Origin of the sequence: Longicatena sp. 210702-DFI.1.196 (assembly GCF_020563125.1) — a bacterium.
In the GTDB taxonomy this organism is placed as follows: domain Bacteria; phylum Bacillota_I; class Bacilli_A; order Erysipelotrichales; family Erysipelotrichaceae; genus Longicatena; species Longicatena caecimuris.
The window spans coordinates 1-23,807 of the sequence record NZ_JAJCPX010000041.1; the positions used below are offsets into that span (position 1 = coordinate 1).

16 protein-coding genes and 1 other annotated feature are annotated in these 23,807 nt (G+C 38.3%); of the genes, 15 read left to right on the forward strand and 1 reads right to left on the reverse strand.

Annotated features, from left to right (window positions below; all coding sequences use genetic code 11):
• The 14 genes from LI241_RS13495 to LI241_RS13560 all read left to right on the forward strand — a co-directional run.
• A partial coding sequence (locus LI241_RS13495; RefSeq protein ID WP_227161082.1) for an LPXTG cell wall anchor domain-containing protein occupies positions 1–812 on the forward strand: 812 nt, incomplete at its 5' end.
• A gap of 127 nt (positions 813–939) precedes the next feature.
• Complete coding sequence (locus LI241_RS13500) at positions 940–1,344, forward strand: hypothetical protein (protein ID WP_008687520.1); 405 nt, start codon at positions 940–942, stop codon at positions 1,342–1,344.
• A gap of 170 nt (positions 1,345–1,514) precedes the next feature.
• The gene (locus LI241_RS13505; RefSeq protein ID WP_008687522.1) at positions 1,515–3,455 is read left to right on the forward strand and encodes a CHAP domain-containing protein; all 1,941 of its coding nucleotides are present in this window, start codon (positions 1,515–1,517) and stop codon (positions 3,453–3,455) included.
• A 163-nt stretch (positions 3,456–3,618) separates the two neighbouring features.
• Positions 3,619–7,950 carry a PolC-type DNA polymerase III gene (locus LI241_RS13510; RefSeq protein ID WP_008687524.1) on the forward strand — a complete coding sequence of 1,444 codons (4,332 nt, stop codon included), beginning with the start codon at positions 3,619–3,621 and terminating at the stop codon, positions 7,948–7,950.
• A gap of 231 nt (positions 7,951–8,181) precedes the next feature.
• Entirely contained in the window at positions 8,182–9,759 is a 1,578-nt protein-coding gene (locus LI241_RS13515; protein WP_008687527.1) for a ClC family H(+)/Cl(-) exchange transporter, read from the forward strand.
• Positions 9,760–10,319: 560 nt separating this feature from the next.
• On the forward strand, positions 10,320–10,751 hold the full coding sequence (mraZ, locus tag LI241_RS13520) for a division/cell wall cluster transcriptional repressor MraZ (RefSeq protein WP_008687528.1): 432 nt from the start codon (positions 10,320–10,322) through the stop codon (positions 10,749–10,751).
• The gene (rsmH, locus tag LI241_RS13525; RefSeq protein ID WP_008687530.1) at positions 10,748–11,683 is read left to right on the forward strand and encodes a 16S rRNA (cytosine(1402)-N(4))-methyltransferase RsmH; all 936 of its coding nucleotides are present in this window, start codon (positions 10,748–10,750) and stop codon (positions 11,681–11,683) included. The genes mraZ and rsmH overlap by 4 nt, the downstream gene beginning before the upstream one ends.
• Positions 11,684–11,689: 6 nt before the next feature.
• Positions 11,690–12,010: a hypothetical protein gene (locus LI241_RS13530; RefSeq protein WP_008687532.1), complete on the forward strand. Its 321-nt coding sequence runs from the start codon at positions 11,690–11,692 to the stop codon at positions 12,008–12,010.
• Between the two features lie 12 nt (positions 12,011–12,022).
• The gene (locus LI241_RS13535; protein WP_008687534.1) at positions 12,023–14,212 is read left to right on the forward strand and encodes a penicillin-binding protein; all 2,190 of its coding nucleotides are present in this window, start codon (positions 12,023–12,025) and stop codon (positions 14,210–14,212) included.
• Positions 14,213–14,518: 306 nt separating this feature from the next.
• On the forward strand, positions 14,519–16,438 hold the full coding sequence (locus LI241_RS13540) for a penicillin-binding transpeptidase domain-containing protein (RefSeq protein ID WP_008687536.1): 1,920 nt from the start codon (positions 14,519–14,521) through the stop codon (positions 16,436–16,438).
• On the forward strand, positions 16,422–17,891 hold the full coding sequence (locus LI241_RS13545; RefSeq protein ID WP_008687538.1) for a UDP-N-acetylmuramoyl-L-alanyl-D-glutamate--2,6-diaminopimelate ligase: 1,470 nt from the start codon (positions 16,422–16,424) through the stop codon (positions 17,889–17,891). The genes LI241_RS13540 and LI241_RS13545 overlap by 17 nt, the downstream gene beginning before the upstream one ends.
• Entirely contained in the window at positions 17,882–18,844 is a 963-nt protein-coding gene (mraY, locus tag LI241_RS13550) for a phospho-N-acetylmuramoyl-pentapeptide-transferase (protein ID WP_008687540.1), read from the forward strand. Before LI241_RS13545 ends, mraY begins: the two co-directional genes overlap by 10 nt.
• Before the next feature lies 1 nt (position 18,845).
• Positions 18,846–20,162, forward strand: coding sequence for a UDP-N-acetylmuramoyl-L-alanine--D-glutamate ligase (gene murD, locus LI241_RS13555; RefSeq protein ID WP_008687541.1), 1,317 nt, complete (start codon positions 18,846–18,848; stop codon positions 20,160–20,162).
• Between the two features lie 94 nt (positions 20,163–20,256).
• Positions 20,257–21,096, forward strand: coding sequence for an undecaprenyl-diphosphate phosphatase (locus LI241_RS13560; protein WP_008687543.1), 840 nt, complete (start codon positions 20,257–20,259; stop codon positions 21,094–21,096).
• A 282-nt stretch (positions 21,097–21,378) separates the two neighbouring features.
• Here the strand turns inward: LI241_RS13560 and trpS are convergent, their stop codons facing one another.
• A complete protein-coding gene (trpS, locus tag LI241_RS13565; RefSeq protein WP_008687545.1) occupies positions 21,379–22,365 on the reverse strand; it encodes a tryptophan--tRNA ligase in 987 nt (328 codons plus the stop codon).
• A 35-nt stretch (positions 22,366–22,400) separates the two neighbouring features.
• Positions 22,401–22,608 (reverse strand) — a binding site (T-box leader).
• A gap of 459 nt (positions 22,609–23,067) precedes the next feature.
• Between trpS and spx the strand changes: the two genes are divergently transcribed.
• Positions 23,068–23,502 carry a transcriptional regulator Spx gene (spx, locus tag LI241_RS13570; protein WP_008687546.1) on the forward strand — a complete coding sequence of 145 codons (435 nt, stop codon included), beginning with the start codon at positions 23,068–23,070 and terminating at the stop codon, positions 23,500–23,502.
• Positions 23,503–23,807 lie beyond the last annotated feature (305 nt).

A 23,807-nucleotide genomic window follows, 5' to 3' on the forward strand; every position in this document is an offset into this window, starting at 1 on the left:
CTTTGGAAAAGGAAGAAAAACCAATTGTTGTAGATAAAGCAGAACTGAAAAAAGCATTAGATAAAGCCAAAGCTATACAAGCAGATGGCTACACAAGTGCAAGCTATGCGAAACTACAAGAAGCAATCAAGGCAGCTGAAAAAGTTTATGCCGATGATAAGGCAACACAGGATGCTGTAAATGCACAGGTAACAGCAATTGAAAAAGCTATTTCGGCTTTGAAAAAAGAAGAAACACCAATTGTTGTAGACAAAGCAGAACTGAAAAATGCATTAGATGAAGCCAAAGCTATACAGGCAGAGGGCTTTACAAGTGCAAGCTATGCGAAGCTACAGAAAGCGATCAAAGCAGCCGAAAAAGTTTATGCTGACGCTGCAGCAAGTCAAGATGATGTGAAAGTACAAGTAAAGAATATTCAAAAAGCAATTCAATCCTTAGAGGCAGTTAGTCAAACTAGTGCCAAAGCGATTTTACAAAACTTAGTTGAAAAAGCTGAAAAGAAAAAAGAAAGTGCTTATACCGCTGCATCTTGGAAAACATTTGAAAAAGCATTAAAAGATGCTAAAAACATCTTACAAAAGAAAGATGCAACAAAAGTTGAAATTCAACAAGCATATGAAACACTTGTGACAGCATTACAACAGTTGAAAGCAATTGAGCAACACAAAAAAGAGCCAGTTAACACAACAGACAAAACAGATACGCCTAAAACAGGGGATACTTCGCAGGCACAAACAGCAGGTATCATGGTTATCTTAAGTGGAGCTGTCTTAGCAGTATTGCGCAAGAAAAGAAAGTATGTAGAAGAATAAATGAACTTGAAGAGGCAAGATGAATTGTCTCTTCTTTTCTTACAGAATAAATAGAAATACTTTAGGATTTATTAAGATATGAAAGATAGATTTTTGGTATCATAAAGAAGAAGGAAGGTGGAAGGGTATGAAACGATTCCGTATTATTATGTTGAGTGTTGTGCTTTGTGTTATCTTCACAGGCTGTAAAGGAACCATCAGCAACGATGTAGAGATCGACTATGGAGTTTCCACAAAGTATTCCAGACTAGAACTTGAAGAAGCGGTAAACGTCATAAAAAAAGATTTTGTACGATCATTTGAAGATTGTACGATGGAACGTTTGGTGTATGCCGGGGATAAACAATCAAAAGAACATGGAGAGTACTATACAAAAGCAGATACCCTTTTGTTTTTCATGGATTATAAAACCGGCAACTTTAGCAGTGATACATTAAATAAAAACAGTGAATATCCTGAATGGCAGATCATGTTAGTAAAAGATGCATCAGGAGTCTGGAAAATATATCCTAGTGGTTGCGGATATGGATAATAAGATGGAATATAAATATTTGACAAATGTGTGATGAAAGGCCAGAAAAACACTGGCCTTTTTTCTTGTGAAAGATAACATCAAAATACAAATGTCCATCATTTGATGTGACACATATGTTATTTCGCGGTGGAAACTGATATAATAGACACATAAAAGGAAGTGGACGTATGCGCTTTTTAAAGAAATTCATCGTTTCATTCTTGGCAATCACCTTAGCTGTTTTAACAAGCTTTGTTAATGGTACATATCAGCTGAAAGCGAAGACCTATTTCTTTGCTCGCAGCAGCGCACCTTCAAAAAGTGATTTTCATTATTATTCGGATCAAAATATATATTATAAATATGATTATGGTATGCCCAATTGTACGGCATATGCGTGGGGAAGAGCCTATGAAATATTAGGAGAACCCCCACAATTATCTACCGGGATGGCGAAAGAATGGTACGATTACAATACAAAACATCATTATTATGCGTATGGTTCTATACCTAAGGTTGGCAGTGTGATGTGTTGGAATGGAGATTGGGGAGGTCATGTGGCTATTGTGGAAAAAATTGAAGGAGAATATCTGACCATTTCCAATTCCAGTTATGGTGGGGAAGCCTTTTACACACAGACCAATACCTTCGCATATCTAAAAACGTATTATCCGGGATTTCAAGGCTTTCTCTATTTGCACGATTTTACACCTGCCGTCAATCTTGCTAAACCGAAGCTAAGGGTTAGCCGTTCAGGGATGAATTACACTTTTCAATGGGACAAAATAGCCGATGCTACTACTTATCAGATTGATGTATGTCATGATGCGGAATGTGAATTAACTGACGAATTTGTTACAAGCAAACTCACCTTCACCAAAGCATTTGCCGATCAACCTTACTGGGTAAGAGTACATGCACAACATAATGACTTTGCTAGTGTTTCTAATACGGTGGGAGTGAATCCGGCAGCATATCATCTGATGGGGACAAAGCAAAATCTAGGAACGCATTTTTATGCCCAAATTGCATTTGGTGATATCTATGTAAAAAATGTTAACCATACGGCAATGCTGGAAACAGCGACCAATGATGACAAAGGAATATACGAATTTATACGTCAAAAAGATGGCAGCTATACGATAAAAGATACGAAAACTAAAGAATTACTGACCTCTATGCGACAAAAAAATAATGTAGATTTATTTTTTACAAACATAGATGATACAAAGAATCAGGCATTTTTTCTTCGAAAGTTAAAAAAAGGTTATGCATTACAGCCTAGTGATACAGCTTATGCTGTATGCGGGGTAAAAGGAGAAAAAGCAGAAAGAACAACGCCGATACAAATAAACAGGATAGCCTTGACGACCTCACAGAGCTTTAGGATACAAAAAGGCGGAATCACATTGCCTGTTAACGTAAATGCGTATAAAGGTAGTTATGATGGGAAAGCACACAGTATCTCATTACAAAATGTACCTGCAGGCTCTACGATTACCTATCGTACCAGTACCAAGAGTGGATGGTCTTCAAAGAAACCAACTAGAACAAATGCAGGTACAACAATGGTTTACTATCATGTGATGAATCCACATTATGCGCAAGATATGTATGGCAGTGCAGAGATCATCGTACATAAAGCGAATTGCAAAGCGCGTATCAATGATTATAAACATACATATGATGAAAAGAAACATACGATTTCTATCACAAAAACACTACCAGGCTCAACCATATATTATCGCACCAGCTTAAAAAAGGATTGGACAAAGGAAAAGCCAATGAGAACGAACGTTGGCACGACAAGCGTGTATTATAAAATTAGCAATCCTAATGCAAGAAAGACAATCACCGGCAAAGCCAATATCACAGTATCGAAAGCTACGCAAAAGCCAAAGATAAAAGGATATAATGGCAGCTATGACCATAAAAAGCATACTCTTTGTATGACGCAGATAAAACCCCATTCAACAATCTACTATCGTAGCAATACAAAGAAAAAATGGTCGAAGATAAAACCTACACGCACAAGCGTAGGTACAACAAAGGTTTATTACAAAATTACCAATCCCAATTATAAAGATGTAAGTGGGAGTGTTTCCATCATCATCAAGAAAAAACCCTGATATTATAGAGGAATGTACCATCTTCATCACAAAGAAAGCAGCTTATAAAAATGAGGCTGTTTTTATTTTATGTGAAAATATGAAAATCGAAATCCTTTGCCTTTTTACTTTTGCTAAAGAACGATTTATGATATCATAAGAAACGTAAGAAATGAGGAATTGGATGGAACTGAAACTGATTGATTTAGTAAAGAAAATGGAAGAGGATAATCCCGATCTTGTCTATTTTGAACAAGGCTCTTTTAACATGAAACCGGTATATCGCAAGCGCAGCAATGTTTTGCATATGGAATTGGCCTTACCTAAGCTATTGCCTTTTCAGGTATGGCATGTTTTTTGTATGCGTTTAGCAAAAATTACTCGTTGTAAAACCGAAGTATATCTTACCGTAGAAAACAGTGATACGTCGATCTTAGAAGTAAGTGAATATATCCAGCACTTTGTCAGTCTGCATCCAACGTTGCGTATTTTTCAGGACAGTCTGCCATCCTTAGAGAAAAAGTATCTGATTTATCATATTGCGAATGAAACTGATCGTGATATCGCAATTCAAAATAAACATCTGCTTGAAGAGTTTTTGAAAAACTGTGGCTTCCAATTGGCAATTACGGTTGAAGAAATGAAGGTCAGCGTAAAGATTCCAACGGTGAAGATGAAAGAGGAAGCGCCTAAGCCGACACAAGTATATGAAGAGAAAAAAGCCTATAGCTTTAAACCTAAAAAGAAAAAGGGCTTAGATGGGTATGTGCCCTTTTCCATTCATGATATTAGCGAAGAATGTCATGATATTCGCATCCATGGGAAGATCTTTGACAGTGAAGTAAGAACTTTACGAAATGGCAAGGATATTCAGACACTGTGGATTGCGGATGACGATGATGCCATCATCATGAAGCGTTTTGAACGTGGTTCTATCACAAAGGAAGTTCTTAATGAAATCGGTGCCGGAGATTGTGTCGTTGCATATGGACGAGTGGAGTTTGATTCCTATTCTCGTGAACTGGTCTTTATGCCGGATGTGATCCAGAAGGTACCTGAAGTCAAACGTGTGGATGAAGCAGAAGAAAAGCGTGTAGAGTTACACGTACATACGAAGCTATCTGAAATGGATGGGGTATGTGATATCAGCGAGTATATCAAAACAGCGAATGAATGGGGCTGGGATGCGATTGCGTTGACTGATCATCGTGTTGTTCAGGCATTTCCTACTGCACAGACGGTGGTTGATGGCATTAACAAGAAACGTGAAACACCGATGAAGATCTTATATGGTGTGGAAATGAATATGGTTGACCCTATGTTACAGATCGTGCGCAATGGGGATGACACGGAACTGGAAAAGGGAACCTATTGTGTATTCGACTTAGAAACGACCGGTTTATCTTCGCGCTTTGATCATATCATTGAGTTTGGCGGGCAGATCATGAAAGATCGCACCTGCATAAAAAGCTTACAGCTGTTTGTCAAACCACCGATTGCCTTAAGTGCATTCACAACTGAATTAACCAATATTTCAGAAGAAAACATGAAGAATGCCAAACCGTTTGCGGAATGTGTCGATGAGATTCTGGAATTTATCGGTGATAGTATCTTAGTTGCCCACAATGCCAGCTTTGACTATGGCTTCTTAAATGCGGAATTAGAACGTATCGGTCGTAAGCCATTAATGAATCCGGTCATTGATACCTTGGATCTGGCCCGCAGTATGATGGATCGCAAAGGTTATCGCTTGGGCAATCTGGCACGTCAGTATGGTATTCGCTATGATGAAGATGTAGCCCATCGTGCTGATTATGATGCTGAAGTGTTGGCTCAGGTCTTTATGCATATGTTAAATGATCTAAAGCATATCAAAACCTTGAAACAGTTACAAGATATGCAAGATCCTGATTGTTTTAATAAAGTCAGAGATAAGCATGTGACTATCCTTGCGAAAAACATGGCAGGTTTAAAGGAATTGTTTGAGCTGATTACACTCTCGCATACGGAATATTTAAGCTATAATCGTAAAAGTACAGCAAATGTTGTCGCAGAACCGCGCATCATTCGTAAAGAAATAGAAAAGCGCCGGATGAACGGCAATTTATTGATCGGCTCTTCCTGTGTGAATGGGGAAGTTTTCGACATGGCCCAGACGCGCAGTGAAAAAGAGTTAGCAGAGGTCATGCAGTTTTATGACTACATCGAAATACAGCCACTTGCCAACTATCGTTTCTTAGTAGAACGCAATTCCATCGTAGATGAAGCGCGGTTAAAAGAAATCTTAATGTCCATCGTGGAAAAGGCAGAAGAGATGGGAAAAATCGTCGTGGCAACCAGTGATGCGCATTATGTGCATCCTAATGAAAAGCTGATTCGTGACATTTATATCAATTCTCAGGCGATTGGCGGTATGCGTCATGCCTTATATATTTACAATCAGGAACGTCGCCGCAAGTTTAAAAGCCCGGATCAGCATTTGCGTACCACGGATGAAATGTTAAAAGAATATGCTTGGTTGGGCCAACAGCGTGCTTATGATATGGTCATTAAGAATACCAAGGCGATAGCGGATCAGATTGAAGTGATACGTCCGGTCAAGGATGCTTTATATCCACCGGATATTGAAGGTTCTGATCAAAAGCTAAGAGAAATTTGTTTTGAAAATGCCCATAAGAAATATGGACCTGTCTTACCGGATATCGTGGAGAAACGCTTAAATCGAGAATTGGATAGTATCATCGGCGCCGGTTATTATGTGGTTTACTATATTTCTCATTTATTGGTAAAGAAGAGCTTGGATGATGGATATCTGGTAGGTTCGCGAGGTTCGGTAGGATCTAGCTTTGTCGCTACGATGTCAGAGATTACTGAGGTAAATCCTTTAGCACCTCATTATGTCTGCCCGAAATGCCATTATGTAAAGTTCTTTACCGATGGCAGTGTGTTAAATGGCTATGATTTACCAGATATTGAATGTCCGAATTGTGGAGAAACAATTCGCGGTGATGGACACGATATTCCTTTTGAAACCTTCTTAGGTTTTGAAGGTGATAAGGTGCCGGATATCGACTTGAATTTCTCCGGTGATTATCAGCCCAATGCCCATGCCTATACCAAAGAAGTGTTTGGTGAAGACCATGTATATCGTGCCGGTACGATTGGTACGGTAGCCGAAAAAACGGCGTTTGGTTATGTGAAAGGCTATGAGGAAGAGATGGGAATTGAAGGCAGTATGCGCAATGCCCAGATCTTGCGTTTAGCAAAAGGTTGTGAAGGCGTCAAACGAACGACCGGTCAACATCCAGGTGGCATCGTCGTCGTCCCATTGGATTTAGATGTGCATGATTTTACACCGGTACAATATCCTGCCAATGACCCGTATGCGGAATGGAAGACGACGCATTTTGACTTCCATCAGATTCATGATAATATCTTGAAATTTGATATCCTTGGTCATGTGGATCCTACAGCGATGAAGATGTTGGAGCGTATGAGTGGAATTGATGTAACGACCATTCCTATGAACGATCCGGAAACCATGAGCATTTTCTCTAAGGTGGATGCGTTAAAAATAGATACTAGTAAGAATACCGAAGAAACTGGAGCTGCCGGCTTACCGGAGTTCGGTACACCGTTTGTTCGTGGAATTCTGGAGTTAACACGTCCAACCACATTTGATGAGTTATTGAAAATATCCGGTTTATCTCATGGTACAGATGTATGGTTAGGCAATGCCAAGGATCTGATTGATGATGGTATTTGTACATTAAAGAGCGTAATCGGATGTCGTGATGACATCATGGTGTATTTATTGCACAAGGGCTTGCGTCCAAAACTGGCCTTTACGATCATGGAAAGTGTTCGTAAAGGAAAAGGACTGAAGGATGAATGGATACCGGAGATGAAAGAAAACGGGGTGGAAGACTGGTATATTGAATCTTGTAAAAAGATCAAATACATGTTCCCGAAAGCCCATGCCGTTGCCTATGTCATGATGGCCATCCGCATTGCTTGGTTTAAGGTGCATGAACCGCAATATTACTACTGTATGTTCTTTAGTATTCGTTGTGATGCATATGATATTGAAACAATGATCAAGGGAGAACAATCCATTCGTAAAAAGATGCAGGAAATTGACTTTAAGTTGCATGACAACGCGCAGAAAAAGGATGTCACCAAGAAGGATAAGGATACTTATAATACTTTAGAGCTGGCATTGGAAATGACATTGCGTGGTTATTATTTCGCTAATATTGATTTAATGCGTTCCGCCAGTCGTGATTTTATTGTCGATCCAGAACGACCTAACTACATTATTCCTCCTTTCACCAGTATTGATGGCTTGGGAGAAAGTGTTGCGGATACTGTTGTGGAAGCTCGCAAGAATGGGGCATTCTTATCCAAAGAGGATTTACAGCGAAGAACCGCCTTGAGTGGTACGCTGATTAAGAAACTGGAGTCGATGGGGGTTTTAGAAGGCTTACAGGAAGAAAATCAGATGTCCTTATTTTAAAAAGCTGAATCATATACGATTAGAAACAAGCAACAACAGGAAAATCATAGAAAAGGCTTATCGCCACATATGATCGAATCAAAGTGTGTGGGATAAGTCTTTTTTGATGATAAGGAAAAGTTTTATGAGATATGTGTTCCTAAAGCACATTGCATAGGAGAAAAAGATTTGTATTTGTCACTATGTAAAGATAATGCTATACTTTTTATGTAATTGGAAAGAGGGAGTAACATGAAAAAGGAGAAGGGCAGTACTCGTCATATTTTAGAGAGTGAAGGAAATTTTAAATATGTGTTGATCATGGAAGGCTTGGCTTGTGGATTACTTGCCGGATTGATCGCCATTATCTATCGTTTGCTATTAGGCTATGCGGAACAGTTTATTGCCTTTATGGCATCCGTGATTTGGGATAACCTTCTCTATATTATAGGGTGGTTTCTCTTTTTGTTAGTGCTTGGTGTTTTGATTGGCTGGTGCCTAAAACAAGAACCATTGATTTCAGGAAGTGGTATCCCTCAGGTGGAAGGAGAAATCATTTCGTTTCTTGATCAAAAATGGTATAAAATATTGCCTTATAAAATTGTTGCTGGGACCTTATGCGCTTTTGGAGGGTTATCATTAGGGCGAGAAGGGCCAAGTATTCAATTAGGAGCTATGGGTGGCAAGGGTATGTCACGTATCTTTCATCGTGTAAAGATGGAAGAAAAATTATTATTGACTTGTGGTGCAGCGGCAGGACTTAGTGCGGCATTTAATGCGCCTTTGGCAGGTGTCATGTTTGCCTTGGAAGAGGTACATAAAAACTTTTCCGTTTCTGTTTTAGTTTCGGTCATGTGTGCCAGTGTTACCGGTGATTTTCTATCACAATATGTGTTTGGCTTAGAACCGGCATTTCATTTTGTAGTCACAGAAACTTTACCATTAGGCTATTATGGAAGCATTCTGTTGTTAGGCATCATTTGTGGTTTATGTGGTGTCCTATATAATAAGATGACGTTAAAGTTTCAGGATTGGTATGAAAAAGTGCCAAGACTAAAAGCCCATTATCGTGTTTTGATTCCTTTAATGATTGCCGGTGTGCTTATGCTCATCCTTCCTGAAGTGTTAGGCAGTGGGCATACGATGATCGAGATGTTAAGTGGAAAAGAGCCATTGCTCTTAAAAACCTTGATTTTATTGCTGGTAGTAAAATTTATCTTTTCTTTAGCTAGCTTTGGCAGTGGAGCACCCGGTGGCATCTTTTTCCCATTGTTGGTGCTCGGCAGTTTTGTAGGAGCCATTTATGGCCTTATCGCCATACAGTATTTTCAGATTCCTGAGATGTATCTGGCAAACTTTATTATCATGGCCATGGCTGCTTTCTTTGCGGCAATCGTACGAGCACCGATTACCGGTATTATTTTGATTGCGGAAATGAGTGGCACTTTGACGCATTTATTACCTTTAGCGCTAGTTTCCTTATGTGCTTACTTAACGGCCAATATATTGAATTGTGATCCCATTTATGAAAGTTTATTGCATAAGCTTTTATGGAAGAATGGTGTGAATTTAGATGCGTTTCAAGGAAAGAAACATATTGTTGAAGCCGCAATTGAAATCGGCAGCGAGGTATGTGAGAAAAAGGTCAGTGATATTGCCTGGCCGGGCAAATGTCTGATTATCAGCATTCATCGAGGAAATGCCGAAATTATTCCTAAGGGAGATACTGTCTTATTTACCGGAGATACATTAATGGCTTTGATCAATGATGAGGATGCTCCTTATGTGCAACATGCTTTAGAAAAATTATGTACTAGAAAGTTATCGTAATGGTTGTTACTTAGAAAACGAATAAAACTTAGTCGTTTTCTGTATATATCGATGTTATGGATTGTAGGAAGCATTAATTTTATGACCTATGAGGTGTTACATGATGTCTTGCTTACATCCTACCTTTTGCTGTTTTCTATATACCTTATACCTTGTCAATTTGGCGTTGTGTGGATTTGCTTATGCATTGCTGATGAAATATAATATTACTTTTTTTCCTAAATCGTTTTGTCGGAGAAAAAAGATGAAATGAAATAAAATGATAAAGTCATGGAACACCATGGCTTTTTTTTGCGGCGTTAAGCATAAGAAAAACAGAAATGTTGTTGAGAAGCAATTCGTTTTACAAATGATGTAAGAGGGAATTCATCTGCTTCTTGCGTATTTCAACTTATATGCCACATAAGATACTCAGAAAAAACTGGAAAGAAAGGAGATTTTGTAAGCATTTGTAAAAAAGCGACAAATAAAAGTTAGAAATTATCTATACAAATAGCATAAAAAGCGATATACTGGTGGAGTAAAGTAGCACAAAGTGGTGGAAAGTGGAGGTAAACGTCATGTTCATGGGTGAATACGCACACAATATTGATAAAAAAGGGCGTATCATCATTCCGGCAAAATTCCGTGAAGAACTTGGCGATACGCTCATCATCACACGCGGTTTAGACGGCTGCTTAAGTATTTATACAAAGGAACAATGGCAGCTCATTTATGAACAGCTGATGAAATTGCCATCCACCAAGAAAGATGCCCGCATGTTTGTACGTATGATGACAAGCAAAGCGGCAGAATGTGAAATTGATGCACAGGGAAGGATCTTAATCCCATCCTCATTAATCAAACTTGCGGATCTGACAAAAGAATGCCGTATCATCGGTGCTGCTAACCATGTGGAAATCTGGTCCAAAGAGCGCTGGGAACCACTGGATGAAGATGGTGATGCTGCATTTGAAGAGATTGCGGAAAATCTTACGGAGTTTCTATTATGAACAAACATTACAGTGTCTTGCTGCAGGAAAGCATAGAAGGACTACATATACAACATGATGGCATTTATGTGGATGGAACGCTGGGTCGAGGAGGACACAGTTGTGAGATCTTGAAACAAATTCCTGACGGTCATTTATATGCATTTGACCGTGATGCCAGTGCGATTGAAGAATCGACACCAAGACTATTGCAGGTGGCAGATAACTTCACATGCATCCATAGCCCATTCTCTCATCTGAAAGAAGAACTTTCGGCTTATGGTGTAAATAGAATTGATGGTTTGGTACTAGATTTAGGAGTAAGTTCTCCCCAATTCGATGAAGCAGAACGCGGCTTTTCTTATCGTTTTGATGCTCCATTGGATATGCGAATGGATCAAAGTCAGGCATTAAATGCTTATGAGATCGTAAACACTTGGAGCTATCAAGATTTAGTAAAGATTTTTTATACCTATGGAGAAGAGACGTTTGCTAAACAGATTGCGCGCAATATTGAAAAGAAACGCATAGATAAACCAATTCGTACAACCTTTGAATTGGTAGATGTTATTAAGGCATCACTTCCGGCAAAGGTACTGAATAAGAAAGGACATCCTGCGAAAAAGGTGTTTCAAGCGATACGGATTGCCGTAAACGATGAATTACGGGAATTAGAAGAAGTGTTGCAAGAGGCCTTGCAAATGCTGAATCCTCATGGACGAATTTGCGTGATCAGTTTTCAGTCGTTGGAAGATCGTATCGTAAAAGAGGCTTTCCAAACAGCAAGTCGTCCTAAGCAATATGACAAGCGCATTCCTATCTTACCAAGTGATATGGAAGAAGCGCCCTATAAACTCATCAACAAAAAACCAATTACCGCGCAAGAAGAAGAACTGATGGAGAACAACCGCAGTCATTCAGCGAAATTAAGAATTATAGAAAGGATAAGGTAAGTAACAATGGCAAAGGCGAAATTAGTAAAACGTAAAAGAAGATTCCGTATCGAAGGTGTGGCAACACTGCTGTTGACACTGGCAGTGCTGTTATTTTTAGGTGCGCGTATTGGATTGAAATCGTATAACTATAACCTTTCCATTGAAGCTAGTAAGGTAGAAGAAAAAGCAACAACCTTAAAAGAAACTGTTAGTAGTCTAGAAAACGAAGTAAATAAATTAGAAAATCGTGAACGTGTATTAGGCATGGCAGAAAAAGATGGCATTAAAACGAATCAGGATCAGGTCGTTGTCATGGGGGATGAGGACAAGAAGAACAATGAGTAAAGGTGGATGACTATGAATCCTAGAAGAAGTAATCGTACATTGGCAGGATTGCTGATCATCATGATGGTAATAGCAACACTCATTTTATCAAATGTGCTTTTTACTATGGTGACGCAGAAGCATTTTCGTAGTGGTGTCAATGTAAAAGATTTTAAAGAACCCGATATCTCTAACACAACGGTATTAAAAGGAAACCGGGGAACGATTTATGATCGCGGTGGAGAAGTAATCGCACAGGATGAAGATACCTATACGCTTGTTGCGATTTTGGATAAAAGTCGCAAAGGAATCGGCAATGTGCCGGCATATGTAAAAAATGTGGATAAGACGGCGCGTTTACTAGCACCAAAGCTAGATATGAAGGAAGATTCTATACGTGATATCTTACAAAATGCAATTGATAATAAACAATATCAGACTGAACTAGGAACAAAAGGAAAAAATCTTTCCAAAAGTGTAAAAGAGAGCATTGAAGCATTAGAATTACCTGGTATTACATTTACCAAGTCAGTGGAACGCAGTTATCCTACGGGCACATTTGCTTCGCATTTAATCGGTTATGCACAATATAATGAACAAAGCGGTCAAATCGAAGGACAGATGGGATTGGAAAAATCGTTGAATACTTTTTTACAAGGAGAAGACGGTATAGAGGTTTACCAAAAAGATGCCAATGGCAATATTTTACCAGGAACAAAATATACGAAAAAATATGCGAAGAATGGAAATGATGTGTATCTTACCCTAGATCGCAATGTACAACTTGCTTTACAAAGCAGTCTGAAAAAAACGATGAAAGAAGTTAAAGCCGATCGTGGTTGGGGACTGGTCATGGAAGTGGAAACAGGTAAGGTGCTAGGCTGGGCTGGTTTACCGAGTTTTGACTTAAATAAGCGCGATATAAAAGATTATCTGGATGTACCAAGTCAATACTTATATGAACCAGGTTCGGTTATGAAAGGCATTACTTACGCAGCCGCATTAGATAGCGGTAATTATCCATATAATAAAAAATATGATAGTGGGGTCTTTTATTTTGGTACAGATGAAAAAGGAAAAATTTATCGAAGTGCTACAAAAGTAGGCGGTATTCAGCCGATTTATGATGCATTAAACAAGAATTATGGCACGATTTCATTTGATAAAGGTTTTATTGTATCCAGTAATATCGCTATATGTGAACTGCTTACTAAATATATGGATCCAAGCATCTATCAGGATTATGTATTGAATAAATTTAAATTTAATCAAAAAGTTGATATTCCTTTTGTGGAAAACAGTAAAGGAAATATGAACTTTACTTATGCTTCAGAAAAGCTGAATACTGGTTTTGGTCAAGGTATTTCTGTAACAGCTTTGCAAATGGCACAGGCTTATACAGCAATTTTAAATGATGGCAAGATGGTGCGGCCATATGTAGTGGAACGTATTATTGATGCCAGCAGTGGCAAAACGATTCAACAGTATGACACAAAGCAAGTAGGACAGCCAATCTCAAAAAAGAGTGCAGATTATGTAAAGAAACTTATGAAACAGGTAATTGACGATAAAATGGGAACTGGTCATATACGTTATAAGATGGACGATGTTTCTATTGTCGCAAAGACCGGTACTGGACAGATTGCCAATGAACACGGGCAGTATGGTGATATTTATACGAACTCTGTTATGGCAGCGGCGCCGGCAGATGATCCTAAAGTCATGGTTTATTATGCGTTTGAAAGTTCTGAGTATTTAAGCTATTCCGGTGATCCTTTTAAAGAAGTGATGAAGGCTGCTTTAGTTGCGGAAAACATTACAGGGGAAGAGGGACAGAATCAGGAAACAAAAAAACAAAATCATGTGGAATGGAAAGAGTATACAATGCCATCTTTAGTGAATCACACATTGCGTTATGCAAAACAGAAATTAAAGGAAATGGATATAGATACCGTTGTTATTGGCAATGGAAATAGTATCGTAGCACAATTTCCGAAAGCTGGAGATGCTATTATGAGTAATCAACGTATGTTTTTGCTGAGTGATGGGGCGAAAATCGCTATGCCTAATATGAAAGGTTGGACAAAAAAAGATATTACTGCCTTTTGGAATCTGACTCATATTGAGGTACAGATGGAAGGAAGCGGCAGTGTGCATTCTCAGAATGTTAAGATGGGGAAAACCATTAGTAAGGATACGATCATTAAAGTCAAGATGAAATAAAAAATAGTGATTTCTCTTTGGAAAAGATTTATCTATGTAAATCGTTAAAAGAGGAATCACTGTTTTTAATGTTTGAAACAGAAACAAATGATAAAGAAAGAATATGGCTATCGGCTATGTTTCACCTTCATCATGTTTAGCATAGATGCTGTTGCAGGATTGGTAAGTTTTGAACTGTATCATGCAAGATGGTACTAAGAGCACATAGTTACATAAGGGTGCATGAAAATGCGATATGGTTAAGAAGGTAAAACAACAAAGACATGTTTTTGCTGAAATAGGCATACACTGCAATGAGGTGAGTGTATGATACGAGGAAAGGTCAAAACAAGGATTTCCATCATCTTTCTATGCGCTCTAGTAATTTTTGGCTGCATCCTTGGAAAACTGGGCTATGAACAGATCTTTCATCATACGGATATCATGGAGAAGGCATTGGATTTATGGGAACGTGATTTTACCGTTGCCGGTTTGCGGGGTTCTATCTTAGACAAACAAGGGAAGGTATTGGCCCATGATATACCATCGACATCGGTTATGGTCGTACCGGCACAGATTAAGCATCCTGATGAAACCGCAAAACAATTAGCACAAGTGTTAAACGCAGACGAAAAAACCATAAAAACAAAAATTACGAAACATGTCTCAACACAGAAAATCCAACCAGAAGGTCGGTTGATTAGTGATGAGAAAGCACGCAAGTTAGAGGCCATGGATTTGGAAGGTGTCTATCTGGTACAAGATTCTTTGCGTAACTATCCGAATAATAACTATTTGGCTCAGGTATTGGGGTTTACCGGTATTGATAATCAGGGGCTGGCAGGCTTGGAATTACAATATAATGATATTTTATCAGCCAAAAGTGGAGGATTGAATATTCCTTTTGATGCGAAAGGTCATAAAGTAGAACTGTATCAGGAAACTTATGAAGCTCCCGGTAGGGGCATGGATGTACAATTGACAATAGATGCCAAAATTCAGGATATCGTGGAACGAGAAATGAATAATTTGATGAAACGTTATCATCCTAAGTCAGCATTGGCATTAGCAATGAATCCGCAAACAGGAGAAGTGCTTGCTATGGTATCAAAACCAGATTTTGACCCAAATCATTATAAAGATTATTCCAGTGATGTTTACAACCGGAATTTGCCGATTTGGAAAAGTTATGAACCAGGTTCTACTTTCAAATCCGTGATTTTCGCAAGTGGTTTGGAATTGAAATTATATGATATGTTTAAAGACACTTATGATGATAAGGGGTATGAGATGGTTGGCGGTGCCCGCATTAAATCTTGGAAAGCAGGCGGTCATGGGCATCAGACCTTTCTTCAAGTGTTAGAAAACTCAAGTAACCCGGGCTTTGTGGAAATTTCACGACGTATGGGCTTGGATAGGGAATATGAGTATGTGACTAAATTTGGTTTTGGACAAAAGACCGGCATTGATCTGCCGGGGGAAAGTAAAGGTATTATGTTCAAAAAAGAAGTGATGGGTGAGCTAGAACAGGCTACAGTTGCTTTTGGCCAGGGACTGAGTGTGACACCGATTCAATTGGTAACGGCTTTTTCGGCAGTTGTCAATGGTGGTACTTTGTATACACCATACATTACCAAAAGCATTAATGATCCCATTACCCATGATCCGATACTAGAATTTAAACCTACCAAGAAACGTCAGGTAATCAGTGAAGAAACAAGTAAACTTATGCGCTATGCGTTAGAAAGCGTTGTGGCAAATGGGGGAGGAAAACCTGCCTATATGGAAGGCTATAAGATAGGTGGTAAGACTGGAACAGCACAGATAGCGGAAAATGGAGTATATTCCACAAGTAATTATATTCTATCGTTTTTATCCGCAGCACCTATTGATGATCCTCAAATCGTGTTATATATTGCTGCCGATAGTCCACAAAATGATATTTTATATGGAGGTACGGTCATTGCGCCAATTGCGAAATCTTGTTATGAAGATATTCTTCCTTATTTAAAAGTGGAAAAAGCGGAAAAACAGATACCCAAAAAGTTAATTTGGCCAGAGACTGAAAATATCAAAGTTAAAAATTTTGTTGGGAAAAAGAAAAAAGATGTGCAGCAGGAAGGTGTGACCTTCACTTTTCTTGGTGAGGGAGATACCGTACTTGAACAAATGCCGGTAGATGGAACGACCCTTCCGGCAGAAGGTGGGGAGGTCTGGATCTATCTTGGTGATGACAAGGTTAAATGAACTATTAGGCATGCTTCATATCGCATGTGATGACACACGCATCTTGCAAGGTGTCAGTGATGATAGTCGCAAAGTTAAAAAAGATTGGCTGTTTGTCTGTCGAAAAGGGATTACCCATGATGGCGCTGCTTATATAGATGATGCTTTACGAAAAGGCGCAGTTGTATTATGCGATAAAAAAAGGCAATGGCGAAAAAATGGACAAAAAGTAGAAGCAACATCTCATCAGGAAAAAGAACAAGTCTATGCGTGTGAAGATGTAGAAGCGATTGCACAAGCACTGATTGAATTATACTTTGGTGATTTGTGTAAACACTTGTGTGTGATTGGTGTCAGTGGAACGAGTGGGAAAACCAGTGTTGCCTGTATCATCACACATATCTTACGGAAACAACAGAAAAAAACCTTTCGCATTGGCACCCATGAGGTAGATGATAATCAACATATACAAGCGATTCCAAACACTACACCGGACTCTTTCACTTTAGCTAATCTACTAAAAGAAGCAATTCAACAAGGCTTTACGCATATTGTTATGGAAGTGAGTTCGCATGCAATTGATCAGAATCGTATTTGTTTTATGAGTTATGATGCTATTGTTTATACAAACATTACACAAGATCATTTGGATTATCATTTCACGCGTACACATTATATGTATACAAAATTTAAGTTACGCCGTTATTTGAAAAAGGATGGCTTTATTATCATAAACAAGGATTTTCCTTATTTAATGAAATTACAGCACTTAAGTGATGCTAAACTTATAACTATCGGCTTTGATGCTGCCCATTTCACCATTGAGGATATGCATCTTAGTGAACAAGGCGCCATCTTTACAATCAATGGATATTCTTTTGTTATTCCTTTGTTGGGCAAGATGAATGTTTATAATACAACCGAAGCTATTGCCCTGTGCCATATGCTTAATATCACCTATGAACAACTGATTGCCAGCTGTCAAGATCTTCCATATGTAAGTGGGCGTATGGAATTGATGAAAGGAAAAAAACATACGGTCTTATTAGATTATGCACATACACCGGATGCTGTGGAAAAATTAATGGAATTCGCACGGTCTATTTGTCAAGGAAAGCTCTATATTATCGTCGGATGTGGTGGTGAGCGCGATCGCAGCAAACGTAAACTAATGGCTGATGCAGCTTGTAAATATAGTGATATGGCGATTTTTACAAGTGATAATCCACGTCATGAATCACTATCTACCATCCTTTTGGATATGTGTAAGACCACTTATCAAAATTATGAGGTAGTAGAAAATCGCTATTTTGCGATAAAATACACTATTAAAATAGCAAAAGAAAGTGATATAATAGTAATCGCTGGAAAAGGGAATGAAAAGACACAGGATGTGGAAGGCAGGATGTACCCCTTCGATGATGCGGACTGTGTAAGAAAACGTTTTGCGAAGGAGGAACTATTTTGGAAATAAAATATTTACTTGCATTCGGATGTAGCTTGGTATTGACACTGTTGGTAATGCCCAAGCTCATTCCGTTTCTACATAAAATTAAATTTGGACAAAGTGTGCGTAAGGAAGGTCCAAAAAGCCATATGGCAAAAACCGGGACACCAACCATGGGCGGCATCGTGTTTGTCCTAGTGCCTATATTGGTCATGGCCATCTTAAACTATAAGGCTTTTCTAACACCAGAAATGCTCATTGTCGTCTTCGCCTATTTAGGATATGCTTTGATTGGCTTTATCGATGATTTCTTAATTGTCGTAAAGAAGAATAACGATGGCTTAAAACCATCCATGAAGTTTTTGATGCAAAGTGTGTTAGCAGTAATCTTTTATTTTGCTTATACCCAGATAGCAAAAACTACGATTCAGATTCCTGTACTCCATATGACACTGGAATTGGGGTTCTTATATTTCATCTTGATTTTCTTTATGTTTACATGTGAAAGTAATGCGGTGAATTTAACAGATGGTCTGGATGGCTTATGTGCAGGAACTTCCTTAATTGCCATTGCACCATTTGTCATCTTTGCTTTATTACAAAAAAACAATGATCTGGCGATGTTTCTATTAGCGGTAAGTGGTGCCTTGCTTGGTTATTTACGCTTTAATATTCATCCTGCCAAAATTTTTATGGGTGATACGGGTTCTTTGGCCATTGGCGGTTTGTTGGCAGCTAGTGCGATGATTCTGAAACAGGAAATTTTGTTAGTGCTGATTGGCGGAGTCTTTGTGATGGAATTATTAAGTGTGGTTATTCAGGTAACCAGCTTTAAAGCGACCGGAAAACGTGTATTTCGGATGTCTCCCTTGCATCACCATTTTGAACTAGGTGGTATGAAGGAAACCAATGTCGTATTGATGTTTTGGTGTATCGGCTTAATCTTTGCGGTTGTTGGATTATGGCTGGGGGTGCTGTAATATGAAACCAAGTGTATTAGTTATCGGTGCTGCCAAAAGTGGTGTTGCCGTAGCCAAACTGTTAAATCGTCATGGTTATGCTGTCATCATCACGGATATGCAGGAAATTAAAGAAAAAGCTGAATTGCAAGAACGTGGTATCCAAGTTTATGAAAAAGGTCATCCGGATATATTAAAACGCGAGGATTACGCGTTTATTGTAAAAAATCCCGGTATCAAATATACAGTGCCATTTGTAAACTACTTTGTTCAACATCAAGTTAAAATAGTAACCGAAGTAGAAATCGGATATCGTTATGCATCGCATTTTCATTATGGAGCGATTACTGGCACAAATGGCAAAACCACGATTACGACCATGCTCTATGAAATGCTGCAGAGAAAAGGGAATGCGATTGTCGCAGGCAATATTGGCTTTCCATTATCCGCTTTGGCCTATGATTTTGAAGAGGAAGAAAAATATGTGGCATTAGAACTTAGCAACTTTCAGTTGTTAGGTATTGAAACTTTTGCACCAGAGGTCAGCGTTGTCTGTAATTTAGCACCAGATCATTTGGATTATATGCCATCAGTTGAAGCATATTATGAAAGCAAGATGCGGATATATGAAAATTGTCAAAAAGAGGACTGGTTTTTAAGAAATGTCGACGATCCTACAGTAGTTGCCTATGCGAAAAATATTCCTTGTACCACTATTGATTTTTCATTAACGCGTCAAGATGTGGATCTGTATCGCAAAGATGGCAAGGTATGGCTAGTTGATCTCATGCTGTTTGAAGAAAGCCGTTTTCCTATTGTCGGTGATTATAATTTATCGAATGCGATGGTCGCTGCCTGTATGGCCTATAAGCTTGGTGTGTCTTTAGCGGATATTCAAGCGACGATTGCTAGTTTTCAACCAGTCGAACATCGTTTAGAATATATTGGGGAAAAAGATGGGGTTAAATTTTATAATGATAGTAAAGCAACAAATACACATGCAGTTACCGCAGCTTTAAGCAGCTTTGATAAAAATATCCTACTGTTAGCGGGAGGACATGATAAAGGCATCAGCTTTCTAGATTTAAAGCAATATGATGATCGGGTAAAATGCTGTATCGCATTTGGTGAAACTAGAGAGCAATTTAAACCAATTTTCACGCATGTGGAAACTGTTGAAACAATGCAAGAGGCATTGCATACCGCAATCGCCAAGGCCCAAAGTGGAGATATCATTTTATTATCGCCGGCATGTTCCAGCTATGATCAATTTCCTAACTATGAGGTCAGAGGTACATTGTTTAAAGAAATGGTGCAGGCATATTTGGAAAAGGCCTAAAAACCTTACAAAATCGTTATAAAAAAACGATACTATCGACTTGCGTTTTATGGCAATTTGCGGTAGTATGAAAAAAATCTAAAAGGAGAAAAACATGTTTATAGAAATCTTAAAAGCTGCGCTATATGGAATCCTTGAGGGCATTACAGAATGGTTGCCCGTCAGCTCTACCGGCCATATGATCCTGTTTGAAGAAATTCTTCCCATGAAAGTATCAGAAAACTTCTGGAATGTTTTTTTGGTAGTCATTCAACTGGGGGCGATTTTGGCGGTCGTTTTACTGTATTGGAATAAAATATTTCCTTTTAACTTTAAAAATAAGAATCGTCCTTTTATCCGCTATGATATCATGAACTTATGGGGCAAAATTTTGGTTGCTTGTATCCCGGCTGCCATCGTTGGTATCGCATTTGATGACATCTTGGAGAAATATCTGTATACATCAGTGGTCGTTGCGACAATGCTGGTGTTGGTGGGTATTGCCTTTCTTATTATTGAAAATCGTAACCGTCATAAACGGGCAAGAGTGACTAGTTTGCAGGAACTAAGTTATGTAGATGCACTTAAGATTGGCGTGTTCCAGTTAATTGCAGCTATCTTTCCGGGAACTTCACGCAGTGGGGCAACTATTTTAGGCGGCTTGATGATTGGGGTCAGTCGAACAATTGCGGCAGAATTTACCTTCTTTTTAGCAATTCCGGTCATGTTTGGCGCAAGCTTATTAAAATTGCTGAAATTTGGTTTATCCTTTACTGGTGCTGAATTAGCAATCTTATGCACGGGCATGATCGTAGCCTTTCTCGTATCTGTCATCGTTATTCGCTTCTTGATGAGCTATATTAAAAAACATGACTTTAAGATCTTTGGCTATTATCGTATTGTTCTAGGCATTGTTGTCTTAGCCTGCTTCTTTATGGGAATCATTAAAATGTAAATAGAGCCATGCTGATATTCCTATATGAATATCAGCTTTTTTTATGTTGCAGCTAGCTGTGTACTTTATTATTTACCTATTACAGGTGAATGCATCGTGTTTAGCATCTTTTGCAAATTGTGTGCATACAAGAGGGTTTCTTTTGGTTCACTATTTGTTTGATACACGGCTTGTTTCTATACATATTTTTTGTTTTTATGCCAGTAAAAAAGCTGTCGCTCATGTGCCCCTTTTCATGATACATTAGGGTGTTTACATGTACGACAGCAGGAAAATGGTTATTTAGAAGATCTGGAAACCGATTTTCTTTTTTACTTTCATTAATTTTTTATGCGCAAAATAGCTGGCTTTCTCATTACCTTCTTTAATAACTTTTTCAGCAGCACCACTTTTTATGATTTCATGGTACTTTATTTGCAATTCCGTTAAAAAGTCAAATACAGCCTGTCCGACTTCCTTTTTCAATTCTCCATATCCTTTGCCTTCATAACGAGCTACGATATGATCAATTTCTTCGCCATTTAAAGAAGATAAAATCGTCAGTAAATTGGCAATGCCTGGCTGCTTTTCTGGTTCATATTGAATGATGCCAAGAGAGTCTGTAACAGCTGACATAATCTTTTTACGTGCAACTGCAGGCTCATCTAGCAAATCAATCGTACCTTTTGGATTATCTTCAGATTTAGACATCTTTTTTGTTGGATCTTGTAAGGAATAAATTTTGGCACCAACCTTTGCGACTAAAGGTTCTGGAATGGTAAAGGTATCTCCATAACGATTGTTGAAGCGTTCAGCTAGATTTCTGGTTAACTCGACATGTTGTTTTTGGTCAACTCCTACAGGAACATAATCAGCATCATATAATAAGATATCCGCAGCCATAAGGGAAGGATATGTGAACAGTCCTGCTGTTATTCCGGTCTCGCCCTTGGCAGTCTTATCTTTATATTGTGTCATGCGTTGTAATTCTCCCATATAGGAATTACAAGTCATGATCCAACCCAATTCGGCATGTTCATGTACATCACTCTGCAGGAAAATGGTGGTTTTCTCAGGATCCAGGCCACATGCTAGATACAGGGCAATGACATCTCTGGTATTTTTCTTTAATTCCGCTTTATCTTGGGCAACTGTAATGGCGTGCATATTAGCGATGAAAACAAACATTTCATAATCATCCTGGTAGGCGACAAAGTTACGGATGGCTCCGATATAATTTCCAAGTGTTAATCGCCCGGTTGGTTTAATGCCACTTAACATTCTTTTCATAATATATATCCTCTCCTAAAATAAAAAAGGTACCCAATAAGGACGCATGATGCATGCGTGGTACCAGCCTTCTTATTCATCTTCTTTATGATGAATCACTCTGTCGATAACGGTGACACCGATTCCTTAAAGGAATATGCTCCAAAGTTCCATTTCAAATAGCAGGCTGTACTGATTTACACCAACCATCAGTTCTCTATAAACAGTTTCTGTATTTTACTATACCTTCTTCATCGCATGTACTTTTCCTGTATATCATACTATCATTGAGAAAACTTGACAAGAGGTTAAATAAAAAATAGTACAGATGCAAGAAGTGTTTTCTTTGCCTACCTTTTTTAGTTGCACCATTAAATTCAGATACTTTGCCTACAGCAGTCAGCATAAAGATAACTCTCATCCTTTAGGATTCGTGATTTTTTTCTGAACATGTATAGTCACAAACATGAGGTATTCTACTTGCTATGCCTAATAACTTTGTTGTAATGTGCGAAAATATAAAAAAAAGAAGAGATATAACGCTGTTCATATGGTGAAGGAAGAGAAAAAAATTCAGAATTAGGGTATTTCAAATATTGATGGAACGTATTGATAGCTGGTAAGTATAAGGAATGGGAAAAATAAAAATTATCCAAAAATAACTTTTCTATTAATAAACAATTCGTTATAATGATAGAGTAAAGAAAAAGGAGGTCGTTGTTTATGATTATCTTGTATACCTCACCTGGATGTGCCAGCTGCCGTAAGGCGAAACAATGGCTGAAAGATAATGATATGAAATTCATAGAAAAAAACATTTTCACGACGTTGTTAAAAGAAGATGAAATCAAATATTTATTACAGCGTACAGAGAATGGAACGGAAGATATTATCTCAACGCGTAGTAAAGCGTTTCAGGAACTGCATCGGGATGTAGATGATTTATCCGTGAAGGAACTTGTCAGCATCATTCAGAAAAATCCATCTATATTAAAACGTCCGATTATGATTAATGAAAATAGTTTTGTGGTTGGTTATGATGATGATGAAATTACTGCTTTGGTACCTGCTAAACTACGCTTGACTGCTGAGAAGGCTTGTAATCCAAGCTGTGCGAATTATCCAATCTGTGGTAAGGTGCGGGAAGAAGCAGTATAATCATATCGCCATGTTAGATTTTGTATATGAGCCGTTATGACCATTCATAATTGTCATAGTTGATAGTTTTAAAATTATATACTCATATATTATAGAAATGTCATGTGAATGCATGGCATTTTTTATTAGATAATAAGCCATTGGATGTGTAATCGGAAAAGAGATGATATGGAAATAAGGAATGAAAAGATAAGAAAAGTTTGATATCTTGGATGTAATCGTTTACAGTATGAAAAGATAAAAAAGATCATTAAAAAGTGAAAAAAATAAAAAATAAGCGTTGACATGAAAGATAAATTGATGTA